This is a genomic window from Robinsoniella peoriensis, assembly GCF_000797495.1.
GTDB lineage: Bacteria > Bacillota > Clostridia > Lachnospirales > Lachnospiraceae > Robinsoniella > Robinsoniella peoriensis.
Genome location: NZ_JTGN01000012.1, coordinates 21,901 through 41,626 on the forward strand (window position 1 = coordinate 21,901; position 19,726 = coordinate 41,626).

The 19,726-nt window shown below is 40.7% G+C and carries 15 protein-coding genes; all 15 read right to left on the reverse strand.

From position 1 onward, the window contains the following. Positions 1-65: 65 nt before the first annotated feature. Positions 66-1,448: an MFS transporter gene (locus QR40_RS21645; protein WP_330373856.1), complete on the reverse strand. Its 1,383-nt coding sequence runs from the start codon at positions 1,446-1,448 to the stop codon at positions 66-68. Between the two features lie 27 nt (positions 1,449-1,475). Continuing rightward, the gene (locus QR40_RS21650) at positions 1,476-3,743 is read right to left on the reverse strand and encodes a glycoside hydrolase family 3 C-terminal domain-containing protein (RefSeq protein ID WP_044296736.1); all 2,268 of its coding nucleotides are present in this window, start codon (positions 3,741-3,743) and stop codon (positions 1,476-1,478) included. A gap of 325 nt (positions 3,744-4,068) precedes the next feature. Further along, positions 4,069-6,483, reverse strand: a complete 2,415-nt coding sequence (locus tag QR40_RS21655) for a glycoside hydrolase family 2 TIM barrel-domain containing protein (RefSeq protein WP_242858571.1) — start codon at positions 6,481-6,483, stop codon at positions 4,069-4,071. A 41-nt stretch (positions 6,484-6,524) separates the two neighbouring features. Further along, entirely contained in the window at positions 6,525-7,211 is a 687-nt protein-coding gene (locus QR40_RS21660) for a YesL family protein (protein WP_044296737.1), read from the reverse strand. A gap of 21 nt (positions 7,212-7,232) precedes the next feature. Then, entirely contained in the window at positions 7,233-8,102 is an 870-nt protein-coding gene (locus tag QR40_RS21665) for a carbohydrate ABC transporter permease (protein ID WP_027294021.1), read from the reverse strand. Then, complete coding sequence (locus QR40_RS21670) at positions 8,102-9,010, reverse strand: carbohydrate ABC transporter permease (RefSeq protein ID WP_197041662.1); 909 nt, start codon at positions 9,008-9,010, stop codon at positions 8,102-8,104. The genes QR40_RS21665 and QR40_RS21670 overlap by 1 nt, the downstream gene beginning before the upstream one ends. 17 nt (positions 9,011-9,027) lie before the next feature. Then, complete coding sequence (locus QR40_RS21675) at positions 9,028-10,320, reverse strand: ABC transporter substrate-binding protein (protein WP_044296738.1); 1,293 nt, start codon at positions 10,318-10,320, stop codon at positions 9,028-9,030. Between the two features lie 347 nt (positions 10,321-10,667). After that, positions 10,668-11,696, reverse strand: coding sequence for a LacI family DNA-binding transcriptional regulator (locus QR40_RS21680; RefSeq protein WP_044296841.1), 1,029 nt, complete (start codon positions 11,694-11,696; stop codon positions 10,668-10,670). 146 nt (positions 11,697-11,842) lie between these two features. Further along, entirely contained in the window at positions 11,843-13,483 is a 1,641-nt protein-coding gene (locus QR40_RS21685; RefSeq protein ID WP_044296739.1) for a Na/Pi cotransporter family protein, read from the reverse strand. 69 nt (positions 13,484-13,552) lie between these two features. Beyond that, on the reverse strand, positions 13,553-13,951 hold the full coding sequence (locus tag QR40_RS31485) for a hypothetical protein (RefSeq protein ID WP_156042885.1): 399 nt from the start codon (positions 13,949-13,951) through the stop codon (positions 13,553-13,555). 379 nt (positions 13,952-14,330) lie between these two features. Further along, on the reverse strand, positions 14,331-15,674 hold the full coding sequence (locus tag QR40_RS30160; RefSeq protein WP_052430992.1) for a phosphodiester glycosidase family protein: 1,344 nt from the start codon (positions 15,672-15,674) through the stop codon (positions 14,331-14,333). A 179-nt stretch (positions 15,675-15,853) separates the two neighbouring features. Continuing rightward, entirely contained in the window at positions 15,854-17,143 is a 1,290-nt protein-coding gene (hisIE, locus tag QR40_RS21700) for a bifunctional phosphoribosyl-AMP cyclohydrolase/phosphoribosyl-ATP diphosphatase HisIE (RefSeq protein WP_081999013.1), read from the reverse strand. Further along, positions 17,143-17,730, reverse strand: a complete 588-nt coding sequence (gene hisB, locus QR40_RS21705) for an imidazoleglycerol-phosphate dehydratase HisB (protein ID WP_027294013.1) — start codon at positions 17,728-17,730, stop codon at positions 17,143-17,145. Before hisB ends, hisIE begins: the two co-directional genes overlap by 1 nt. Before the next feature lie 9 nt (positions 17,731-17,739). Beyond that, on the reverse strand, positions 17,740-19,032 hold the full coding sequence (gene hisD, locus QR40_RS21710; protein WP_044296740.1) for a histidinol dehydrogenase: 1,293 nt from the start codon (positions 19,030-19,032) through the stop codon (positions 17,740-17,742). Between the two features lie 25 nt (positions 19,033-19,057). After that, positions 19,058-19,693 (reverse strand): ATP phosphoribosyltransferase, encoded by a 636-nt coding sequence (gene hisG / locus QR40_RS21715; RefSeq protein WP_027294011.1) that lies wholly within the window; start codon positions 19,691-19,693, stop codon positions 19,058-19,060. Between the last annotated feature and the right edge of the window lie 33 nt (positions 19,694-19,726).

The window sequence follows — 19,726 nt, forward strand, 5'->3', positions numbered from 1 at the left end:
GATTCACTCCCATATACTTTATATTTCTGTCTCACTTCACATTTTTCTTTTTCCATTACTTCTTTTTACGCTTTTCGTTTTGCAATTTCCTCTCTCAACTGAGGAAGTCTCTTTTCTAAGTCAAACTTCATGCTCATTATAAACATAACTACAAACATTGCTGCCGGAATGTAAATGGAAAATGAGAAAATTGCCTGTTTTGTTGCCGATGTAGCTGCGGTCATTGCTGGATCATATGCTGCCAATGCGAGACACCATCCAATAATAGAACCTCCAATACCGCTTCCAACTTTTCCTCCAAAACTGGATGCAGCCTGTGAAGATGCTACCATTTTCTTACCATATTTGTACTCATTATAATCAATAGACATTGCTGTCATAACTCCCATCAGACACATCATCGGAATATTTGCAAGTGAAGAAAAACAGCTCATAACCACGTTAAATACAAAATTATACGGGTTTCCAATTCTTACAATCGTACAAATAGCTCCAACAGCAAAGGACACTTTCAATGTCTTAGTAACACCAAGATGTTTAATCATTGGTCCTACAATAATGAATCCTACCAATGTCGGAATCAAGCCGATTGCTCCCATAATTCCCATCAGATTATCATTTCCGTAAATCCATTTTGCATAATAAACACCTGATGAACTTGTAATTGCATACAGAACAGCACTTATAAAGTTCATGATCAAAATCATAACCCAATACTTATTCTGGAACAGTTTTATAACCGCTTCTTTAAACGGAACTGCTTCTTCCTCTTCTTTTTCCTGTACTTCTGTTTCACCCGAAATCACTTCTTTACTTGTCTTATAGCAAAGTAAAAATGCTAAGATTACAAATGCTCCTGCAATTGCACCAAATTTGATCCATGCACTCTGTGTACCACCTAACATATTTGTAACCGGAATTATTGCAACTGCCATGATCATACCGGATACATATCCTGATGCTGCACGCCATGTTCCCATTCTGCCTCGTTCTTCCTGACTGTTTGTACGAACAATCATAAGAGATGCATACGGGATACATACTGCCGTATAAGCAACTGCCGTAAATAACAGATTTGTAATTATCAAATAAGCAAGTTGCAGACCTGCGTTTCCTTTCGGCACAGCGAACATCAATACGGTGAGAATACCGGCAGGTATACCGGCTTTCAAAAGCCATGGTCTGTATTTTTCTTTCCCCGGTTTCGTATGGTCTACGATATTTCCCATGATCAGATCTGTAAATGCATCCACAATCTTACAGAGCATCAGAACCGTAGCAACCGCTCCTGCTGCCACTCCTACTTTATCTGTATAAAAGTAGGTTATCTGTCCGATCAATCCACTCATCGCATTCAATGCGAACTGTCCCAGTGAATCCCCCAGAAAATCTCTTCTGCGCATTGTCCGCTGTACGCCAAACTTATCTTTTCCTAATTCTTTCGCCATCTTATGCATCCTCTTTTTCCTTTTCTTTTATTGATTTACCGCTGCGAGAATCTGTTCCAATACTTCTCTCTTCATTCCCGGTACAAAGCTCAACAACTGCCGAAGCGGCATATCATTCATCATCGCTGACATCATTTCATCATTGACCACTTCATTATTCTGATTTGCTTCCGCCATCTCCGCTGCCTGCTGGTTGCCGCCCATCATCTGACTGAACACAGCTTTGCCTTTCTCATCTCGCATCAGTTCACCTATACAGGTATTCAAAGTAAATACTTTCTTTATCTTTCTGGTTCCTTCTACCTGAATCGTTGTGTGCAGCAGTACTTCTTCTGCATTCTTACCAACTTGAATCTCATAAGCGCCGCTCTCCACATACCAGCCATGAATCTCGGTATTCCAGTAAGCGAATGCTCTTGCGTCTAATTCAAAGGATACTGTCTTCTTTTCTCCCTGCGCAAGTTCAATTTTGTCAAACGCTCTCAGTTCTTTTACCGGGCGGGCTGTTTCGGTTTCTCCCGGAGCCACATAGATTTGAATAACTTCTTTTCCGGCTCGGTTTCCTGTATTTTCCACCTCAACAGAAACGGTGAGAATTTCATTATCTGTCATCTGCGTTCTATCAAGATTCAAATTGCTGTATGTAAATGTCGTATAAGAAAGTCCGTAGCCGAACGGGAACAATACTTCCTGCTTTTTACTTGTATAGTATCGGTATCCCACGAATACACCTTCGCTGTAAACCGCTTCATCCACACCTTTTCCATAAGTCAGATAACATGGGGTATCTTCCAGACGAAGCGGAAACGTCTCTGCCAGTCTGCCGCTTGGATTTGCCGTTCCATAGAGCACGTTGACAACTGCTTTTCCAACTGCCTGACCTCCTAAGTATGCTTCTACGATTCCTTTCACCTGATTTTTCCACGGCATTGTCACAGGAGAACCATTATGCAGTACGACGATGGTATTCTTCTGTACTTTACTGATCTTCTCGATCAAGGTGTTCTGACAATTTGGAAGATTCAGATGCTTCCGGTCATATCCCTCTGATTCGAAGTTGTCCGGCAATCCGGCAAAAACAACAGCAACCTCAGCCTCTTCTGCGACGCGTACCGCTTCATTCTGCAACTCTTCATTTACTTCATCAACAATATCATCAAATCCTTTTGCAAAGGATACATCTGAGATTTCCTTAACCGCCTCAACCGCAGACTCTACTTTCCAGCTATTGATGTGAGAACTTCCGCCTCCTTGATATCTCGGTGTTTCTGCATATTTTCCGATAAAAGCAACTTTCTTGTCTTTCACAAGTGGAAGTATCTCATCCTCATTCTTCAAAAGAACAATACATTCCGCCTCCGCCTCGGCTGCAAGTTCATGGTCTTTTTCATATTCAAATGTAACACCCTGCTGACGATTTTCTATGAATTTGAAAATAACATTTAAGATTCTTTCACATGCTTGATCCACAACCGCCTCATCTAGACTTCCGTCCTGAACTGCTTTTACAATCATTGCGTCATTGATTCCCCCTGAGGCAGGCATTTCCAGATCCATTCCGGCTTTTAATGCCTCTACACGGTCATTGACCGCTCCCCAGTCGGACATTACATATCCGTCAAATCCCCACTCATCACGTAAGATATCTGTCAGATATTCTTTGCTTTCTCCGACATAAGTTTCGTTGATACGGTTATAAGAATTCATAACCGTCCACGGTCTTGCCTGTTTAACTGCTCCTTCAAATGCCGCCAGATAGATTTCCCTAAGTGTCCGTTCATCCACCTGGGAGGAATTGGTCATACGGCGTTTTTCCTGATTGTTTGCCAGAAAATGCTTCATGCTGACGCCCACATTTTGGCTCTGTATACCTTCTGTCAAGGCTGCCGCCATCTCAGATGCCACAAGCGGATCTTCGGAATAATATTCAAAGTTACGACCACATAGTGGGGAACGCTTGATATTCATTGCCGGTCCGAGAATAGTGCTAATATCTTTTGCCTGGCATTCCTGTCCAATCGCCGTTCCAATCTTTTTTAATAACTTTCTGTCAAAGCTGGCTGCTGTTGCACATCCTGTCGGGAAACAAACCGCCTTAATGCTCTCATTGATTCCCAAGTGATCAGTCTGTTCGTCCTGTGCACGAAGTCCATGCGGTCCATCCGTTACTTTCACGGAAGGAATCCCCAACCGTTCTATGCTTTTTAACTGCCAAAAATCTGCACCGGAACACATCCCGGATTTTTCTTCCAAGGTCATCTGCGCAATCAGATTTTGGATATCTTCTCTCTTCATGTTAAGTTTCCTCTTTCTTTTCTAATAGAATTGATTCATTTTATAATCCTATTTTACTTATTGAAAGCAGGATTGAATTTCATTTTTGTTCTTTATATTGTATTTTTGTTCTTTGTTTCGAATGTACCGCTTCCCAGCGCTATTTGGATAGTATTCGACTGGCTCCCATCTTGACCTGCACCATCTCCATCTACAAAGCGTCCCTTTCACAGCTAAACCCCAATTTAAGATAAAATCGTTCCCTGTAGTATTAGAGCATATCAGAAAAAGAGGAACTGCCTCAGCAATCCCTCCATTGACCAACCGGGTACACAAAAGACCTAATTTAATCAATCTCTAATTTATGTATACCCATATCTGACTCTATTTCCACATAGATCTTTCTTATGCCCGTTCGTCTAATAAACACCATCAACTGTCCATTGTATGTTTTTCGCTCATTCGAAGAATACGGCGTAACATCGGACAAATCTCCATTTTCGATTCCGGCAAGTTCCCCATCTCCATTTGCCTGGATTTTAATCTCTCGGTCATCCCCGATTGGGATCTGACCGGCATCATCCATAAGTTTGATCTCTAATTGATATAGATAACCCGGTCTTGCAGAAATTTCATTCCAGCAAGTATTTGTTATAGCATCTTTTCCTTTCCACAAATCCCATACTATTTTCTTTGCTCCATCTGAGGTTTTTAGTTGATGGGTCAAACAAATCCTTCCACTCGCATCACAAGCGACTGCTTTTAAAATGCCAGGTTCAAACGGTATCCGAAAGCAAAACGTACCATCATCATGGAGCTGGTTCTGTCTGCCTGCCTGTTTTTCATTTAAATATAGTTTTACTTCCGGGAGATTAGAAAAACATTTAACTAAAATCATCTCTCCTATTTCATAATTCCAGGTATCACTAACCGGAATCCACTCTTGCGTTCTTCCATCATCCTTTCTTGTGGAAATGTGCAAGACATCTTCTTTACTCCAAAAGGATTTTCTTTTATAAAATTCTGGTTTTCTAAATCCGGCACAGGTTATAATTCCAGCCGGTGAACCATGCACAGGCCAGCCCTGTGCCTCTCCCAGGTAGTCAATACCGGTCCATAAAAATTGTCCGCTGATATATGGATTTTCCTTTACTGCCAGCCATGCCTGGTAGCTATGGTTGTTCTCACTTCCCAAAAATGGTTTGTCAGGGAACTCCTTGTGATCGTCTGCATACAGGTGTTCCTTATAGTTATATCCTACAACGTCTAATGGATGCAAAAGACCAAGTTTGGACGAAAGTTCCGGAAATGCTGCTGCTAAGGTAACTGGTCTTGTCTTGTCCTCCTGCTTAACAATATCTGAAAGCCTCTTCGCCAAAACTGTCAAACGCTTTGTATTTGGTCTGTTAGGATCATACATACGCTCTGCAGCGGGCTTATTTGAATCGTTATTACCAGTCATAGTTTCAAACATGGGATGACAATAAGGATCATTTGGATAATCTACTTCATTACCAATGCTCCATAAGATTATAGAAGGATGATTTCTCCCCCGCCTTACCATCGCTTTTAAATCAGCTTCATGATATTGGGGGAAATCCTCAAAATATCCCTGATGCTTAGGGGGATATACATTATGCCCGTCAGACCATTTGTTCTTGGCATTCTCCCACTCATCAAAAGCCTCATCCATCACGAAAAATCCCATACTGTCACAAAGTTGATATAACTCCGGCATATGTGGATTATGGCTGCATCGAATTGCATTACATCCACAGTCTTTCAGTATTTCCAGTCTTCTCTGCCATACTTCTGCCACCATAGCCGCTCCCAGACAGCCTCCATCATGATGTATACAGACTCCTTTTAGCTTTGTTTCTATGCCGTTTAAAAAGAATCCTCTTTGTGCATCGAAGCAGATCGTCCGAATACCGACCATCTCTTCCTGCACCTGATAGGGTGCCTTATCATCAATTTTGTAAAAGGTTTGCATCTTATATAGATTCGGTTCTTCGGGTGACCACAGTTTTGGATTAGATACCATGCCAGACATGATACATTTTTTGGTCTCAAGAGCATTTAAAACTGTTTTATCCTTTATTCGTAAAGCGATATTTCCACATGCATCTGATAAAATAGTCTCTATATTAACCGTGACGCTTTGATCTGACGTATTCTCGATACAATTAGCTACCTCTATCTGTGCAGCATCCCTATTCATCTGTTTTGTCTGAAAAAAGATTCCATACTCTTTTGGATGCACTTTCTCTTCTATCAAAAATGTAACTTTTCTAGTAATACCACTTCCGGTAAACCATCTTGAATCTGCAATATCCGTATGGTTCACCTTTACACTGATCTCATTATCCATTTCCTCCCCAAAACATAAAAACGAAGTTAAGTCATAGGAAAAGGTAGTATATCCATTTGGTCTTTTCCCCAGATAGTAACTATTACACCAAACCTGGCTGTTTTTATAAATCCCGTCAAAAACCACACGGATGCATTTTCCTTCATATTCTTTGGGAAGTGTAAAATGCAGCCGATACCAGCCGACTCCGCCGGCAGTGTATCCCGTTCCACTGGAATATTCTTTTGAAAATGGAATTTCAACGGACCAGTCATGAGGCAGCCTGACACTTCTCCACTGACTATCATCAAATCCTTTATACCAGGCTTCTTCACATTCTCCTAAATGGAATTTCCAATTTTCATTTCTATTTTCTATAATTGTATTCAAGTTTTTCACCATCTCTTTCATCTATTGAAATCTGCCGCATTATTCCTGCTAAACAGGTTTTTTTAATTCAAAGTTTCCCGATTTGTATTCTCTGGCCTTTCATTAACGAAATGTATGACAGGCACGAAATTCTTATAGCATAAGAAACCCGCCAGAGCAAATCCATAAAGTATCATATAGACAGGTACATATTGCAGCAGTATAAACGTGCCAAGACAAATCATTAAACTTAAATTATATCTGCCCGCCTTAACAATGCTTAGTTTCGCGTTAAGTATAACTGCCTCTTTTCCCGTCTGCTTCCATGTGCTAAAGACTATAAATAAATTCACACTAAAGGTAATCAGAATGCACATAAAGAAAATTAGAAACCATCTGAAACCTTCCATAATTTGTAATCTGTCCATCATCGTTAATTCACTTAAAATCAGGATCATCAGAAAATCCAGTATTACCGTAACTTTTAAACAGGGTAAAAAATTCGCTTTAAGGGATTTCAGGTAGCAAATAATGATCCCATTGTTTTTTTCCACATCCCGTAAACTTTCAAACATCGCATAAAGAGATGGTCCAACCGTCACTCCCGCTGCAAAAAACAACGGCGCTGTCGTGAGTTGAAATTTTACAAATAAGAAAAGGCCCATTATCGGCAAGTTTACCAGAAAGAACAGCAAATTTAGTTCCAACAGCCAGAGAATATAATTCAAATAACTGATATATCCATAAACCTTATAAAAATCTTTCTTCATTACACCGCTGCCTTCCTACTTTTACTTTGTACCACTGTTGCCAATTCCAAGATTAATATGGAACAGACTTTTCTGCCCCGCAAAATAAACTACAATCTGAGGTATGGATAAAAGCAGTGACATGCACATACATACAGATAAATTAATTGCTCCTGTAGGATTTGAGGATGCAGAAAGATTTGCTGCTCCAAGCGCCAGAGTCATCCTGTTGGTATCCGAAATATAGATTAATGGTCCAAATACATCTCCCCACGTTGCATTAAAAGTGAAAATTGCGATAGCACACAGAGCAGGTTTAACTAATGGTATTACAATCTTTCGGTATATACCCATGTAACTTAATCCATCAATCTCAGCCGCCTCATATAGCTGACCTGGTATAGCAGAAATAAACTGTCTTGTAAAAAAGATATTATAGGCTGATCCAACCCACTGTGGAATAATGAGCGGCCAGACAGAATTATAAAGTCCAACCCTGGTAAATAAATAAAATACCGGAATAAGTGTAATCTGCCCTGGCAGCATCATTGTACACAGCATAATTAAAAATAATTTATTTTTATGTTTGTAACGCATTCTCGCAAAACCAAATGCTACAAAAGTACTGGAAAACAGCTGACCGGCAATACCTAATGCTACTACTAATAACGTATTTAAAAACCATGTTCCAATTGGTTTTTCTCCGTCAAATGCACCGGAAAACAGCTCCGTAAAATTCTTCCAATAAAACTCCTTCGGCATCATGGTGAACAGCTCTTTGGCATTGGTATCCGGAGTTGCCAGTGCAATGCTAATCATATATAAAAAAGGGCAAAGAAGGATACCTGCAAATAAAATCAATATAATATACGTAATTATTTTTGAAGTCTGCGACATATTTTTATCTAACATTATTTTATCTCCTCCTCATAAAAGACCCATGCGCTGGATGATTTCAGTACCAATACAGACAGAATCATAACAATTATAAACAGCACCCAGGCCATAGAAGACGCGTATCCCATTCTGAAATAACTAAAAGCATTGCGATACAGGTAAGGCACAATCATACTGCTGGCATAATCCGGTCCGCCGTCCGTCAGCATGTATACCTGGGTAAAAGTCTGTAAGGATCCAATGATACCTGTAATAAGATTAAAGAAAATAATTGGTGTAATCTGTGGAATTGTAATCTTGCGAAACATATAAAATCTGGTTGCACCATCAATAAGAGCTGATTCGTACATTTCCTCGCCCACACTATTGATAGCAGAAAGCAAAAGAATCATGGTGCCTCCCACTCCCCAGATTGCAAGAAATACAAAACCGAACAGTACATAATCCTTACTGAGCAGCCATGCAGGTCCCTTTATTCCAAAAATCCCCAGAAATTGGTTAACCAGACCATCTGTTGCCAGAATACGCTTAAACAGGATACAGGAAGCAACTGCCGGTACCACAGCCGGTAAATAGTACAACGTTCTGAAAACCCTCATCCCTTTTAATCGGAAACTAAGTAAATATGCCATAGCAAGGGATATCAGTAAACTCAGCGGTACGCTGATGATCGTATAGACAAACGTATTTCTTAAACTAATCATGAACCTGTCATCTTCCAACAGCCTTTGATAATTATGTACACCAGTAAAATTTATCTTGGAAATAGAATCCCAGTCTGTAAAGCTAATCAGAAAGGAAAAAATCATAGGACCAATCGTCAAGACCAGAAAACCGATCAGCCATGGAGATATAAATATAAAAAACCACCGTTTTTGATTTGCTTCTCTTCGGGAACTTACCGCTTTCTTTGAATGTGACATCTCTTATTCCTCCTGTCCTATTTGTAATACTTGATAAGTTTCTTCAATTTCCCATCCATATTTCTAAGTGCCTCATCAACAGTTTCTCTTCCTAAGAGCATCTCTTTAATTCTCGACTGCAGTTCACCTGTCAATTCACTGCTATATGCTCCTTTGGAGATTCCATCTACTTTCACCCTGCTTTGTTCCAATCCTATAACATCCAGACTTAACTTTTTACCATTTACCTCCTGATTGACGAAGGTATCACTTCCTAATACCTTGAGATTCGCCGGACAGTCTGCAAGGGTTTTCGCCAGCATATTTTGCCCCTCTTCTCCTGTCATAAATTGGATAAACCGCCATGCTGCCTCTTTTTTCTCAGGGCTGGACTGCTTGTTAATGGACAATGCACTTCCCATAGCCCATGCTGCCGGTGTCTCTTGGGTTGGTGTAGGCGCAATATCAAAGTTGAGTTCATCCATTTTTGTATACGATTCTACATTCCAGAATCCGGTTAAAATCATGGCACAACGCTGCTGTGCAAAAAAGTTATCCCCATTAGATCCAGACTTTTCTAACTCTTCATAAGGAATAATCCAACCATTTTGATAACATTTATTATAGTCTTCCATGAATTCTTTCATCTGAGTTGAATCTACACCAATTTCATAATCCTCATTTACGATATTTGCCCCATAGCTTAAAATTAGTGGACCACATGTTCCCAGATAATCTGTAGAAGCAGCCCCCCACTGGTCAGTCTCACCATCTCCATCGGTATCCTTTGTCAACCGTTCACATGCTTTCATATAATCATCCATCGTCCAGTCCTTATCCGGATAAGAAATACCGGCTTCATCAAACATATCTTTGTTATAATAAGTGATTGTTGTACCGCCTCTGTCAGGTAAAGCATAGATTCCTTCATCTGTTTCATATCCATCCATACCCCCACCAAATGTTTCCTCCAAATCTAAATCCGATTCTTTAACCGGTCCGCTTAAATCCTCCAATACCCCTTTTTCTGCAAATGTAGTGCAACTGCTTGGCTGTACCTGCAGAACATCCGGTGCATTTTTACCAACAAACATCGTTTGTACTTTTGTATCATAATCTGAAGCAACCGTAGTTACTTTCACCTTAATATCCGGATTCTCTTTTTCAAACATGGCAATGCGGTCTTTATAACAACCGCTGTAAGTAGAGTCACCACCCCAGTGTATAAATTCAATCTCAATTTTTCCGTCTGTATCTTTTTTTTGACAACCGCAAAAAAGAAAGGTACAGACAGATGCTGCCAGCATAAGCTGCAATAATTTCTTATTCATAATTCTGCCCTCCTGCTTCTAAAAATGATACCCGTTCCAAATTCCTGACCTGTGTTTTACCTTGTCATAGTTGATTGTAATAGACTGAAAGCGATTTCACATTTTTATAGAATAATAAGATATTATGCATAATATTTTTATCTTATCCTGTAACAAAACGACAAATATATACAATTTTTTAATTATTTCTCTAGTTATTATTTTATATTTTGCAACCGCTTTCAAAAATTATTATAACAAACTATACGAAATAATCAACATGTTTCTTGCCATCATTCATGAAAATAGCAGAATCCACAATTTGTATGAACTCAAATTGTGGATTCTGTATATATGTATTTTTAATTTTATTTTATCATCCTGCAGGATGACCTGATAATTAACGAAACATCTGTAATCTGCTCTTTTGGCATCTCTCTTCTCTCTGCCGCCCCTATTGCAGTTTCAACCAGCTTCTTTGAAAAATCCTCGTAATCGCAGGCAACACCGGTTAAATCCGGAATTAATATACTAGATAAAATGGTATTGTCAAACCCTATGATTGAAATATCCTCAGGGATCTTCAATCCTGCTTCCCCTATGGCTTTCATGACGCCACAGGCAAAAAAATCATTGATACAGATCACCGCTGAGGGAAGTGATTTTTTTAATAATTCTTTCATGCTATTGTAGCCTGAATCAAAATTATAATTTTCGGTTTCTACCAGGTACTCTTCGCGGTATTCCAAACCATGTTCCCTTATAAGGCTCCGGTAACGAATTCTTTTATCTAAGGTTGATTTCACCGTCTTACAACCTCCCATAGCTGCAATTTCCTTATGGCCTAAATCAACTAAATAATTCATGGCAAGTTCCATCGCATATCCTTCATCCATCCCAATCTTATAACAATTTACACCTTGAGGCCGTCCTGTAGCTACTACTGGAATTGTTTCAGAAATCCGATTTATAATCTCTACATATTCCTCATCTGCTACTACCTGATCTACATTTCCCCCTAGTATAATAATTGCATCTACACACTGTTCATACAATTTTTGTATCTGTCGCTTTTCCAGTTCAAAGTCACTCAAAGAACTGAGCATCATTAGCATATAGCCTCTTTCATTTGCTACACGTTCACATTCTGCAGCCATCTTGGAATAAAACACATTCTCAATATGCGCTACCACAATTCCAATCATTTTTGTTCTCGAAGTACTTAGCCCTTGCGCCAGAGCATTCGGTTTATAATCATATTTGCGGATAGCCGCTTCCACTCGTTTACGTTTTTCTGCACTGACTCTGGCCGCATTGCTCATTACCCGCGAAACGGTAGAAGGTGAAACGCCTGCTTCTTCTGCAATTGTATAAATATTAGCTCGTTCTTTTGCCATTCTATTTTCCAGCTTTCCTTCCAACTCTATTTTTCTTCATTATAGACTAAAATCGGAAATGGTACAACCCGTAAATGCCAGTTGTTACAGCATGACGGTTCAAAAGCAAAGGAATATCAGACTGCCTTATTCCCGGGAATTTGAAATCAGATAACTCTTGTCAGCATTTCATGATACTGTTCTGCTATATTTAATGCATGGTCTCCGATACGTTCAAAATCTGTCAGCAACTCGGAAAAGAAAATACTTGCGTCAGCGATACATTCGCTCTTTCCCATCCTCTCCATCTGCTGTTTCAGATTCTCATTTCTTATATCATCAATTTTCTGTTCGTCACGGGAAGTTTTCTCCAGCATCGTTTTTATATCAGATACATTGCTGCCAGCCACATCTTCCAGAATCTGAAGGCTCATATCTCTCATAATCAGTATCTCTTTTTTTGCCTTATCTGAAAAATTAACATTCATTTTCTTCATACTGACAGCATACCCGAGAATATTCATGGCATGGTCACCGATTCGCTCCAAATTACCAAGAATCTTGTAATATCCACTGATTTTGACCGAATCTTCCGCTGCCATCTCATGGTGCATAACAGACACAATATACCGGGAAACCTCTGCATTCAGATAATCAATATAATCCTCCTTCTGCTCCAGCTCCTCTTTATCATTTGATGAGCTGTGAAGTACGGCATCAAAACTACCGGTAACGGTCTCACAGACCATGTTCCGCATCCGCTCGATCTCCTGGTCAATCTGTGTCAGAACCAATGCCCCCTGCCCCATTGCATAGTGGCTTTCAAAGGGCTGTATGTATTGCAGATGCAGCATTTCTTCCTGTTCACTTTGTTTATCCGGCAGAATCTTTTCTGCCAAATGTGCCATATAAGTACCAAATGGCAGCAAAAGCAGCGTGGTGACAATATTAAACACCGTATGTACATTGGCAATCTGAGCCACTGAATTCCCGGGAGTAAGTTGCTCCATAAGAACTGTAAATGGAGTGATCAGACAGATTACTGTAAATATAAAAGTTCCGATAACATTAAACATCAGGTGAATGACCGTCGTCCGTTTTGCATTGGTCTTAGTGCCAATGGATGCTAAAACTGCTGTGATACAGGTTCCGATATTCTGTCCGAACAAAATGTATACTGCGCTGGACAGCGGAATCATACCGGTACCGGCCAGAGCCTGCAGGATGCCGACCGAAGCTGAGGAAGACTGTATGATGGCAGTAAAGACAGCACCAATTAAAATACCTACCAGCGGATTGCGGAAGGTTGTCATGAAATGGATAAAGGTTTCGGAGTTCTGAAGAGGTACCATGGCAGAACCCATCATATCCATACCGATAAAAAGCACACCCAGACCTGCAAATATTTCACTGATATGCTTTACTTTTTCATTCTTAACAAAAAGAATTGCTGCAACGCCCAGAAAGGCGATCAGCGGAGCGATCATACCGATATCCAATGCGATCAGCTGTCCGGTGATGGTGGTACCGATATTGGCGCCCATGATTACCCATACCGCCTGTTTTAAGGTCATAAGACCAGAGTTTACAAAACCAACGACCATAACAGTCGTAGCTGAAGAGGATTGGATTACTGCCGTTATGGCTGCTCCCGCCAAAACTCCTTTAAACCGGTTGGAGGTGAGTTTTTCGAGGATTTGTTTCATCTTGTTTCCGGCGGCCATCTCTAAGCCGCTGCTCATCATCTGCATGCCGTATAAAAACAAGGCAAGACCGCCGAGAAGCATTAAAATATCAGATAGTTCCATTCTTTTTTCTCCCATTCTTGTCATAATATTTACACTGTAACCTGTGCATAACCAAAAGATACGCAGAATTTACAGCGGACGCTTTTTCCCGTCTGACTCATGGGTAATATTCAGTTTGTCATAAAACTGGACGGGCAGCGAAGCCCGATATAAGAACAGCAAAAATACGCCTCCGCCGAACATCATGTAATAGATGCTCTGAGGCATATACAGTTCTGAGATCCAGGAACCAGAAGACAGATCTCCGCGAAACAGACTGTATACCTGATTTAAAAGGACTCTGCCCGGAGGCACAGAATGTTCCAAAACCTGCTCATTTATGGTGTGCTCCGCAGTATAAATGCTATACTGGTTTTCCGTACCGGCAGTCTGGGAATGGTAATTATCCCGGTGAGCGGAAGCAGCTGGAAAAAAAGTGTTTCTTACTGCTGTCTGCACAAAGAAGACAGCTGCTAAAATAAAGATCACACAGGCAATTTTGTTTATTATATGAAAGCTTTTCATCTCTTAATACAGCACTACTGCGCATGCTGAGCCGCATTCTTGAAGTATACGGCCTAAATTTCCGTTTTTGATACGCATAGTATTTTCTCCTCAGTACATTTGTTGCTTTCTCTATTATAATCTTACTTTTCTTTTTCTGCAATCATTTCGTGGATAAATCAAATTTTCTGTCGAAACTGACAAATACTGACATGGAACCCTTGAATCCGGGTTTTCAATGAACACCCTGGATGTTAAAGGATATGTGCCACTTATAAAGCGGTTTTGGGTAGCAATAAGCCGCCTGCTCCTTTTTGGAGCAAACGGCTGTGGTTAATAGCGGGTACTTATGTATCACATGTGTTTAATTAGTAAAATAAAGAAAATCTGCACAGGGGCGTTCCGCTCCATCAGAAGGCCTGTTTAAAACCTTTCCATCGTAATAAAGCGTTGTGGAGCCTCCGCCATCTAAATTGTAAGCATAGCGGCATCCCTGTCTTTGCAGTTCTGCAATCATTTCATAATGGTCAAGACCAAGAGAATAGCCTGAACGCCTTCCGTCCGCTACCAGTATAACGTAGTCATTGGGCCGAACCATTCCTACTACAGTACGTGGATCTTTATAGCTGGTCAAAGAAAAATTCTGCATATCCAGTGGTGCGGCAATTCCATTATTAATCAGAACCGGACCGAAATTATAAGTGTCTTTGACACCCATATCCAGAAGGGACTGTCCCCATAATCCCATTGGCGGAGTGAACATTGTTCCATCCTTTTTAACTGCCATAGTCGTATAGCTGGTTGCATAATTGCCATAAATCTTACCGTTTTTGATGCACATGCCAAGCGGTGACGGCTGTCCAGTAGAATAAGAGAATGCGCTTCCGTTGATGCCGATTATTCCACCGTTAGAAGATACCGCCTGTGAGGTAAGCTGTCTGGATCCTCCATAGGACCCGTAAGACATGGCTGAGCGCAGCTGTTTGGGATTACTGGTCTTAATGCGTGCCACCCAGTACACAGAACTATAATTCTGCTTTTTATTAATCTTCACTGACAAGGTACTGCTGCGGTATTCCAGATAAGTAGCCGTATTGATGCTTTTGGTATTCATTTTTCTGGAAGCATCCATAACCCCTTTGGAATTCACATAGTAATAATACTTGCCTTTTTTCAGCCAGGTATTTTTTTGCAGTGCACCGGAGCTGGAAAAATAGTAATTCTTTTTCTTAACTGCTGTCCACTTTGTCTTCATTACACCTTTAGAATCCAGGAAATAGCGGTCTCCCTTTGAAGTAATCCAGCCCGTTTTCTTTTTCCCTGATTTGGTATAATAATACCATTTGCCGCCGATTTTCTGCCATCCACCTCTGAATTTCGGAATCCATTTACCGTCTTCCCCGACAAAATAGCTTTTGATCCATCTATTCGTCAACATGTAGCCCTTTGAGCCAAGATAATAATCCCCAACCCAGCGCTTCTTCAGCATTTTGCCTTTTCTGTCGAAATAATACCATTTTTTATTGATCTTTTTCCACTTATTTTTTACCTTTTTCCCGGAAACATAGTAATACTTCGAACTTTTTACCGTCTTCCAGCCGGTTCTCTTTGCCGCCTGTGCCGTAGAATCGCTCAAAGCAAAACCGATCAATACGCAGAATAATAAAAGGATCATCCGCAATTGTGTCTTTTTCCTGTTGTACTTCAAAGAATAGCTCCCCCTTTTTATTTCTTCAGAGCATATGTAAAGAATACTCTTAGTAGATTTTAACAGAATTGTAACATTTTCGCAATAGGGGGACTACAATTTATAGGATAAACTTTTACGGGGAAAATTTTTATGGGATGTTAATAAATCCCGGGAAAAGAGCGGGAAAACACCACTCTTTACCTCTGCGCCAGTTCTTTCGTAATATCCTCCCATGTAACGCCTCTCTCAACCATGAGTACCATTACATGATACAGGAAATCCGATACCTCATATTTGATTTCTTCCGGATCCGGATTTTTAGCTGCAATTACGATTTCCGTAGCTTCCTCGCCAACTTTTTTCAGGATTTTATCAATGCCTTTATCAAAGAGATAATTTGTATAAGAACCTTCTTTCGGATGATCCTTCCGGTCTTTGATTACTGCATATACATCATCGAATACTTTCATTGGATTGGTATTGTCGTATTCTTTCTTTACCAGATCACGGTAGAAGCAGCTTTGGTGTCCCGTATGGCAGGCTGCACCTACCTGGGAAACTTTTGCCAGAATCGTATCATTATCACAATCGATCCGAAGTTCTTTTACATACTGCAGGTGTCCGCTTGTAAGCCCTTTTGTCCAAAGCTCGTTCCGGCTTCTGCTCCAGTATGTCATCTTGCCTGTCTTAATTGTAGTCTCGAATGCAGGCTCATTCATATACGCCATCATAAGTACTTCCTGTGTTTTATAATCCTGGACTACTACAGGCATCATTCCATCGGAATTTAACTTAAAATCAGACCATTTAAGCTTGCTTTCATAGGTATTCACCACAATGCCCCTTCTTTTAAGTTCCCCTTTTAAATCCATCAGATCTATGGATGGATCTGATAATAGATTACCGGATACGCCGGACACCTGTTCGATGGATAAAAGTGCAATCATCTTTTCCTTATCCAACAGCGACAGAATCGGTACGGCTCCTACAGAAACAGCACTTACTGCTTCGTATAAATGAAGGTTATCACCTAATAATAAGACTTCGCTTGTATAGGTCTCAAGGAGTTCCTTTTGCTCTTTTAATAATGCAAAATTATCTGCACATGCCGCAATTTTCTCTTTGCCAAAGCGCTTGGATACTTCCGGCATTAGATCCAGGTTGCTTTTCTTAGCCATATTTAAAAAGGCTTTTTTGCAGCCTGCATATATCAGTTTTTTTACATCTTCTACTCTTTTTATATTTCCGCCGCCCAGGATGGGAATATCTATTTCTCTTGAAATTTCTTTAATCAGCTTTAAAGATTGGTCATGTTCGCTGTCCGTATTGGATAAATCAAAGATGATTAATTCATCCGCACCATTGTTGCTGTAATGCTGTGCGAGCTTAACCACATCTCCATCTGCAAATACACGGTTATCGAAAAATCCCGTTACGGCAATTCCTTTTTTAACAAAAATATGAGGTATTAATTTCTTATGTATCATTACAAACTCCCTTTCGTTGATAACACGTCCATTATTCTGGAATCATAAGTAACTGCTTCATCTAAGGCCTTGGCAAATGCCTTGAACATTGCTTCCGCCATATGGTGGTTATTCCCCGGTGTCAAGACCTTCATATGTAGATTCATTGCCGCTGCATATGAAACGGCATAGAAAAACTCTTTTACCATCTCGGTATCCATATCGCCCATACGGTCCGCACTAAAAGATGCATCATAGGACAGATACGGTCTGCCGCCTAAGTCAATGGCACAAAGCACCAGTGTTTCATCCATGGGAAGTATAATATCACCATAACGGCGGATTCCCCTTTTGTCCCCTGCAGCTTCCCGGATAGCCGTACCCAGTACAATTCCGGTGTCTTCGATTGTATGATGGCAGTCTACGTCCAGATCCCCGGTTACACAAACCTTAAGGTCAAATAATCCATGTCTGGTAAAGCCATCCAGCATATGGTCAAAAAAACCTATGCCGGTATGGATATCTGATTTTCCCGTTCCATCCAGATCCAGAGTAAGGCTGATCTGGGTTTCCCGGGTATTTCTCTCAATTGTTTTTATCCTGGTCATAAATGCCTCCTATTTTTCAAAGCGGACTTTAATAGAATTCGCATGGGCGGTTAGCTGTTCCGCTGTTGCAAATTTAATAATGTCCTCATGAATTGGCTCCAGAGCTTCCCTGGAATAATAAATAATACTGGATTTTTTAATAAAATCATCAACACTTAAAGGAGAAAAGAATTTCGCTGTGCCATTCGTAGGCAATACATGGTTTGGTCCTGCAAAATAATCGCCCAAAGGCTCACTGCTGTACTCTCCGATAAAAATGGCACCTGCATTTTTAATTTTGGTCATTACCTGGAAAGGATCTTTCGTTACGATCTCCAGATGCTCTGATGCGATTTCATTTACCGTATCAATTGCATCTTCCATATTTTCAGCGATTAAAATATAGCCGTAATTATCAAGGGATTTCTGAATAATTTCTTTTCTGGATAGCTCCGCGGTAAAGGCATCCACTTCTTTCGATACTTCCTTTGCCAGTTCCCGGCTGGTTGTAATAAGAATCGCCGAAGCCATCTCATCATGCTCTGCCTGGGATAAAAGGTCTGCTGCAACAAACCTGGGATTGGCTGTCTCGTCTGCAAGAACCAGTATCTCACTCGGGCCTGCAACAGAATCGATGCTCACATGCCCATAGACTGCTTTTTTCGCCAGCGCCACATAAATATTGCCGGGTCCTACAATCTTGTCTACTTTAGGGATACTCTCCGTACCAAATGCCAGCGCCGCGATTGCCTGGGCACCGCCTGCCTTATATACTTCATCCGCCCCTGCCTCATGGGCTGCCACAAGAGTAGAAGGATTTATTTTACCGTCTTTCCCAGGTGGTGTTGTCATAATAATCTTCTCAACACCTGCTGCCTTGGCTGGCACAATATTCATTAAAACAGAAGATGGATAAACTGCCTTGCCCCCAGGAACATAAACCCCTACTTTAGAGAGCGGTGTTACCTTCTGGCCCAGCATTGTTCCGTCCGGTTTGCTGTCAAACCAGCTGTACTGCCGCTGCTTTTCATGATAGGAACGAATATTTACCAATGCTTTCCGGATCACCTCTACCAGACTTTTATCCACCTGTTCATATGCTTCCTGAATTTCCTCTTCCGTCACCCGGATATTCTCTGCGCCTATATCTGCCCCGTCAAAACGCCTGGTATAATCAAAGACTGCCTTATCCCTGTCATTTTTTACATTCTGGATAATCTCTGTCACACGTCCTTCAAACTCTCCGTAACTGTTTGGACTCCGCTTCAAGAGGTCTTCCAGTACATTCTGCATGGTATCTTTCGTCAATTCAACAATTCTCATAATAACCTCCTAGGTTTTCCTGCACTTATAAGACTGCTTTTAAATCCGTTAAAAGCTTCGTAATTCTGTCGTTTTCCATTTTCATACTTACCTGGTTTACTACTACCCTTGCAGATAACGGACAGATTTCTTCTAAAATCTCCAATCCGTTTTCCCTGAGCGTGGAACCCGTTTCCACAATATCCACAATTACTTCCGAGAGTCCCACAATGGGCGCTAACTCAATCGAGCCGTTTAGTTTAATAATCTCCACCGTCTGATGCTTTTTATTATAAAAATAATCTTTTGCAATGTTCGGATATTTCGTTGCAACCCGGATTAATTCCTGGTGCTTTAATAATTCTCTTGCAGAAGCCGGACCGCAGACACACATCCTGCATTTTCCGAATCCCAGATCCAGTACTTCATACAGCTTCCTCTGTTCCTCTGCAATGGTATCTTTTCCTACAATTCCGATATCAGCCGCACCATACTCTACATAAGTGGGTACATCCGGACCTTTAGACAAGAAAAATTTCAATTTCAGTTCCTCATTTACAAAAATCAGTTTCCGGCTGGTCGGGTCTTTCATTTCTTCACAGGTAATTCCTATTTTTTCAAAAACCTCCAGGGTCTGTTTCGCCAATCGTCCTTTCCCAAGGGCAAACGTTAAATATCTCATTATCCTCCTCCAGTGCTGCATTTACTGCAGCTT

Bases quoted from the DNA above. Each gene is read 5' to 3' on its own strand.
- QR40_RS21645 (WP_330373856.1), bottom strand. From the start codon at position 1,448: ATGGCGAAAGAATTAGGAAAAGATAAGTTTGGCGTACAGCGGACAATG.
- QR40_RS21650 (WP_044296736.1), bottom strand. From the start codon at position 3,743: ATGAAGAGAGAAGATATCCAAAATCTGATTGCGCAGATGACCTTGGAA.
- QR40_RS21655 (WP_242858571.1), bottom strand. From the start codon at position 6,483: ATGAAAGAGATGGTGAAAAACTTGAATACAATTATAGAAAATAGAAAT.
- QR40_RS21660 (WP_044296737.1), bottom strand. From the start codon at position 7,211: ATGAAGAAAGATTTTTATAAGGTTTATGGATATATCAGTTATTTGAAT.
- QR40_RS21665 (WP_027294021.1), bottom strand. From the start codon at position 8,102: ATGTTAGATAAAAATATGTCGCAGACTTCAAAAATAATTACGTATATT.
- QR40_RS21670 (WP_197041662.1), bottom strand. From the start codon at position 9,010: ATGTCACATTCAAAGAAAGCGGTAAGTTCCCGAAGAGAAGCAAATCAA.
- QR40_RS21675 (WP_044296738.1), bottom strand. From the start codon at position 10,320: ATGAATAAGAAATTATTGCAGCTTATGCTGGCAGCATCTGTCTGTACC.
- QR40_RS21680 (WP_044296841.1), bottom strand. From the start codon at position 11,696: ATGGCAAAAGAACGAGCTAATATTTATACAATTGCAGAAGAAGCAGGC.
- QR40_RS21685 (WP_044296739.1), bottom strand. From the start codon at position 13,483: ATGGAACTATCTGATATTTTAATGCTTCTCGGCGGTCTTGCCTTGTTT.
- hisIE (WP_081999013.1), bottom strand. From the start codon at position 17,143: ATGATACATAAGAAATTAATACCTCATATTTTTGTTAAAAAAGGAATT.
- hisB (WP_027294013.1), bottom strand. From the start codon at position 17,730: ATGACCAGGATAAAAACAATTGAGAGAAATACCCGGGAAACCCAGATC.
- hisD (WP_044296740.1), bottom strand. From the start codon at position 19,032: ATGAGAATTGTTGAATTGACGAAAGATACCATGCAGAATGTACTGGAA.
- hisG (WP_027294011.1), bottom strand. From the start codon at position 19,693: ATGAGATATTTAACGTTTGCCCTTGGGAAAGGACGATTGGCGAAACAG.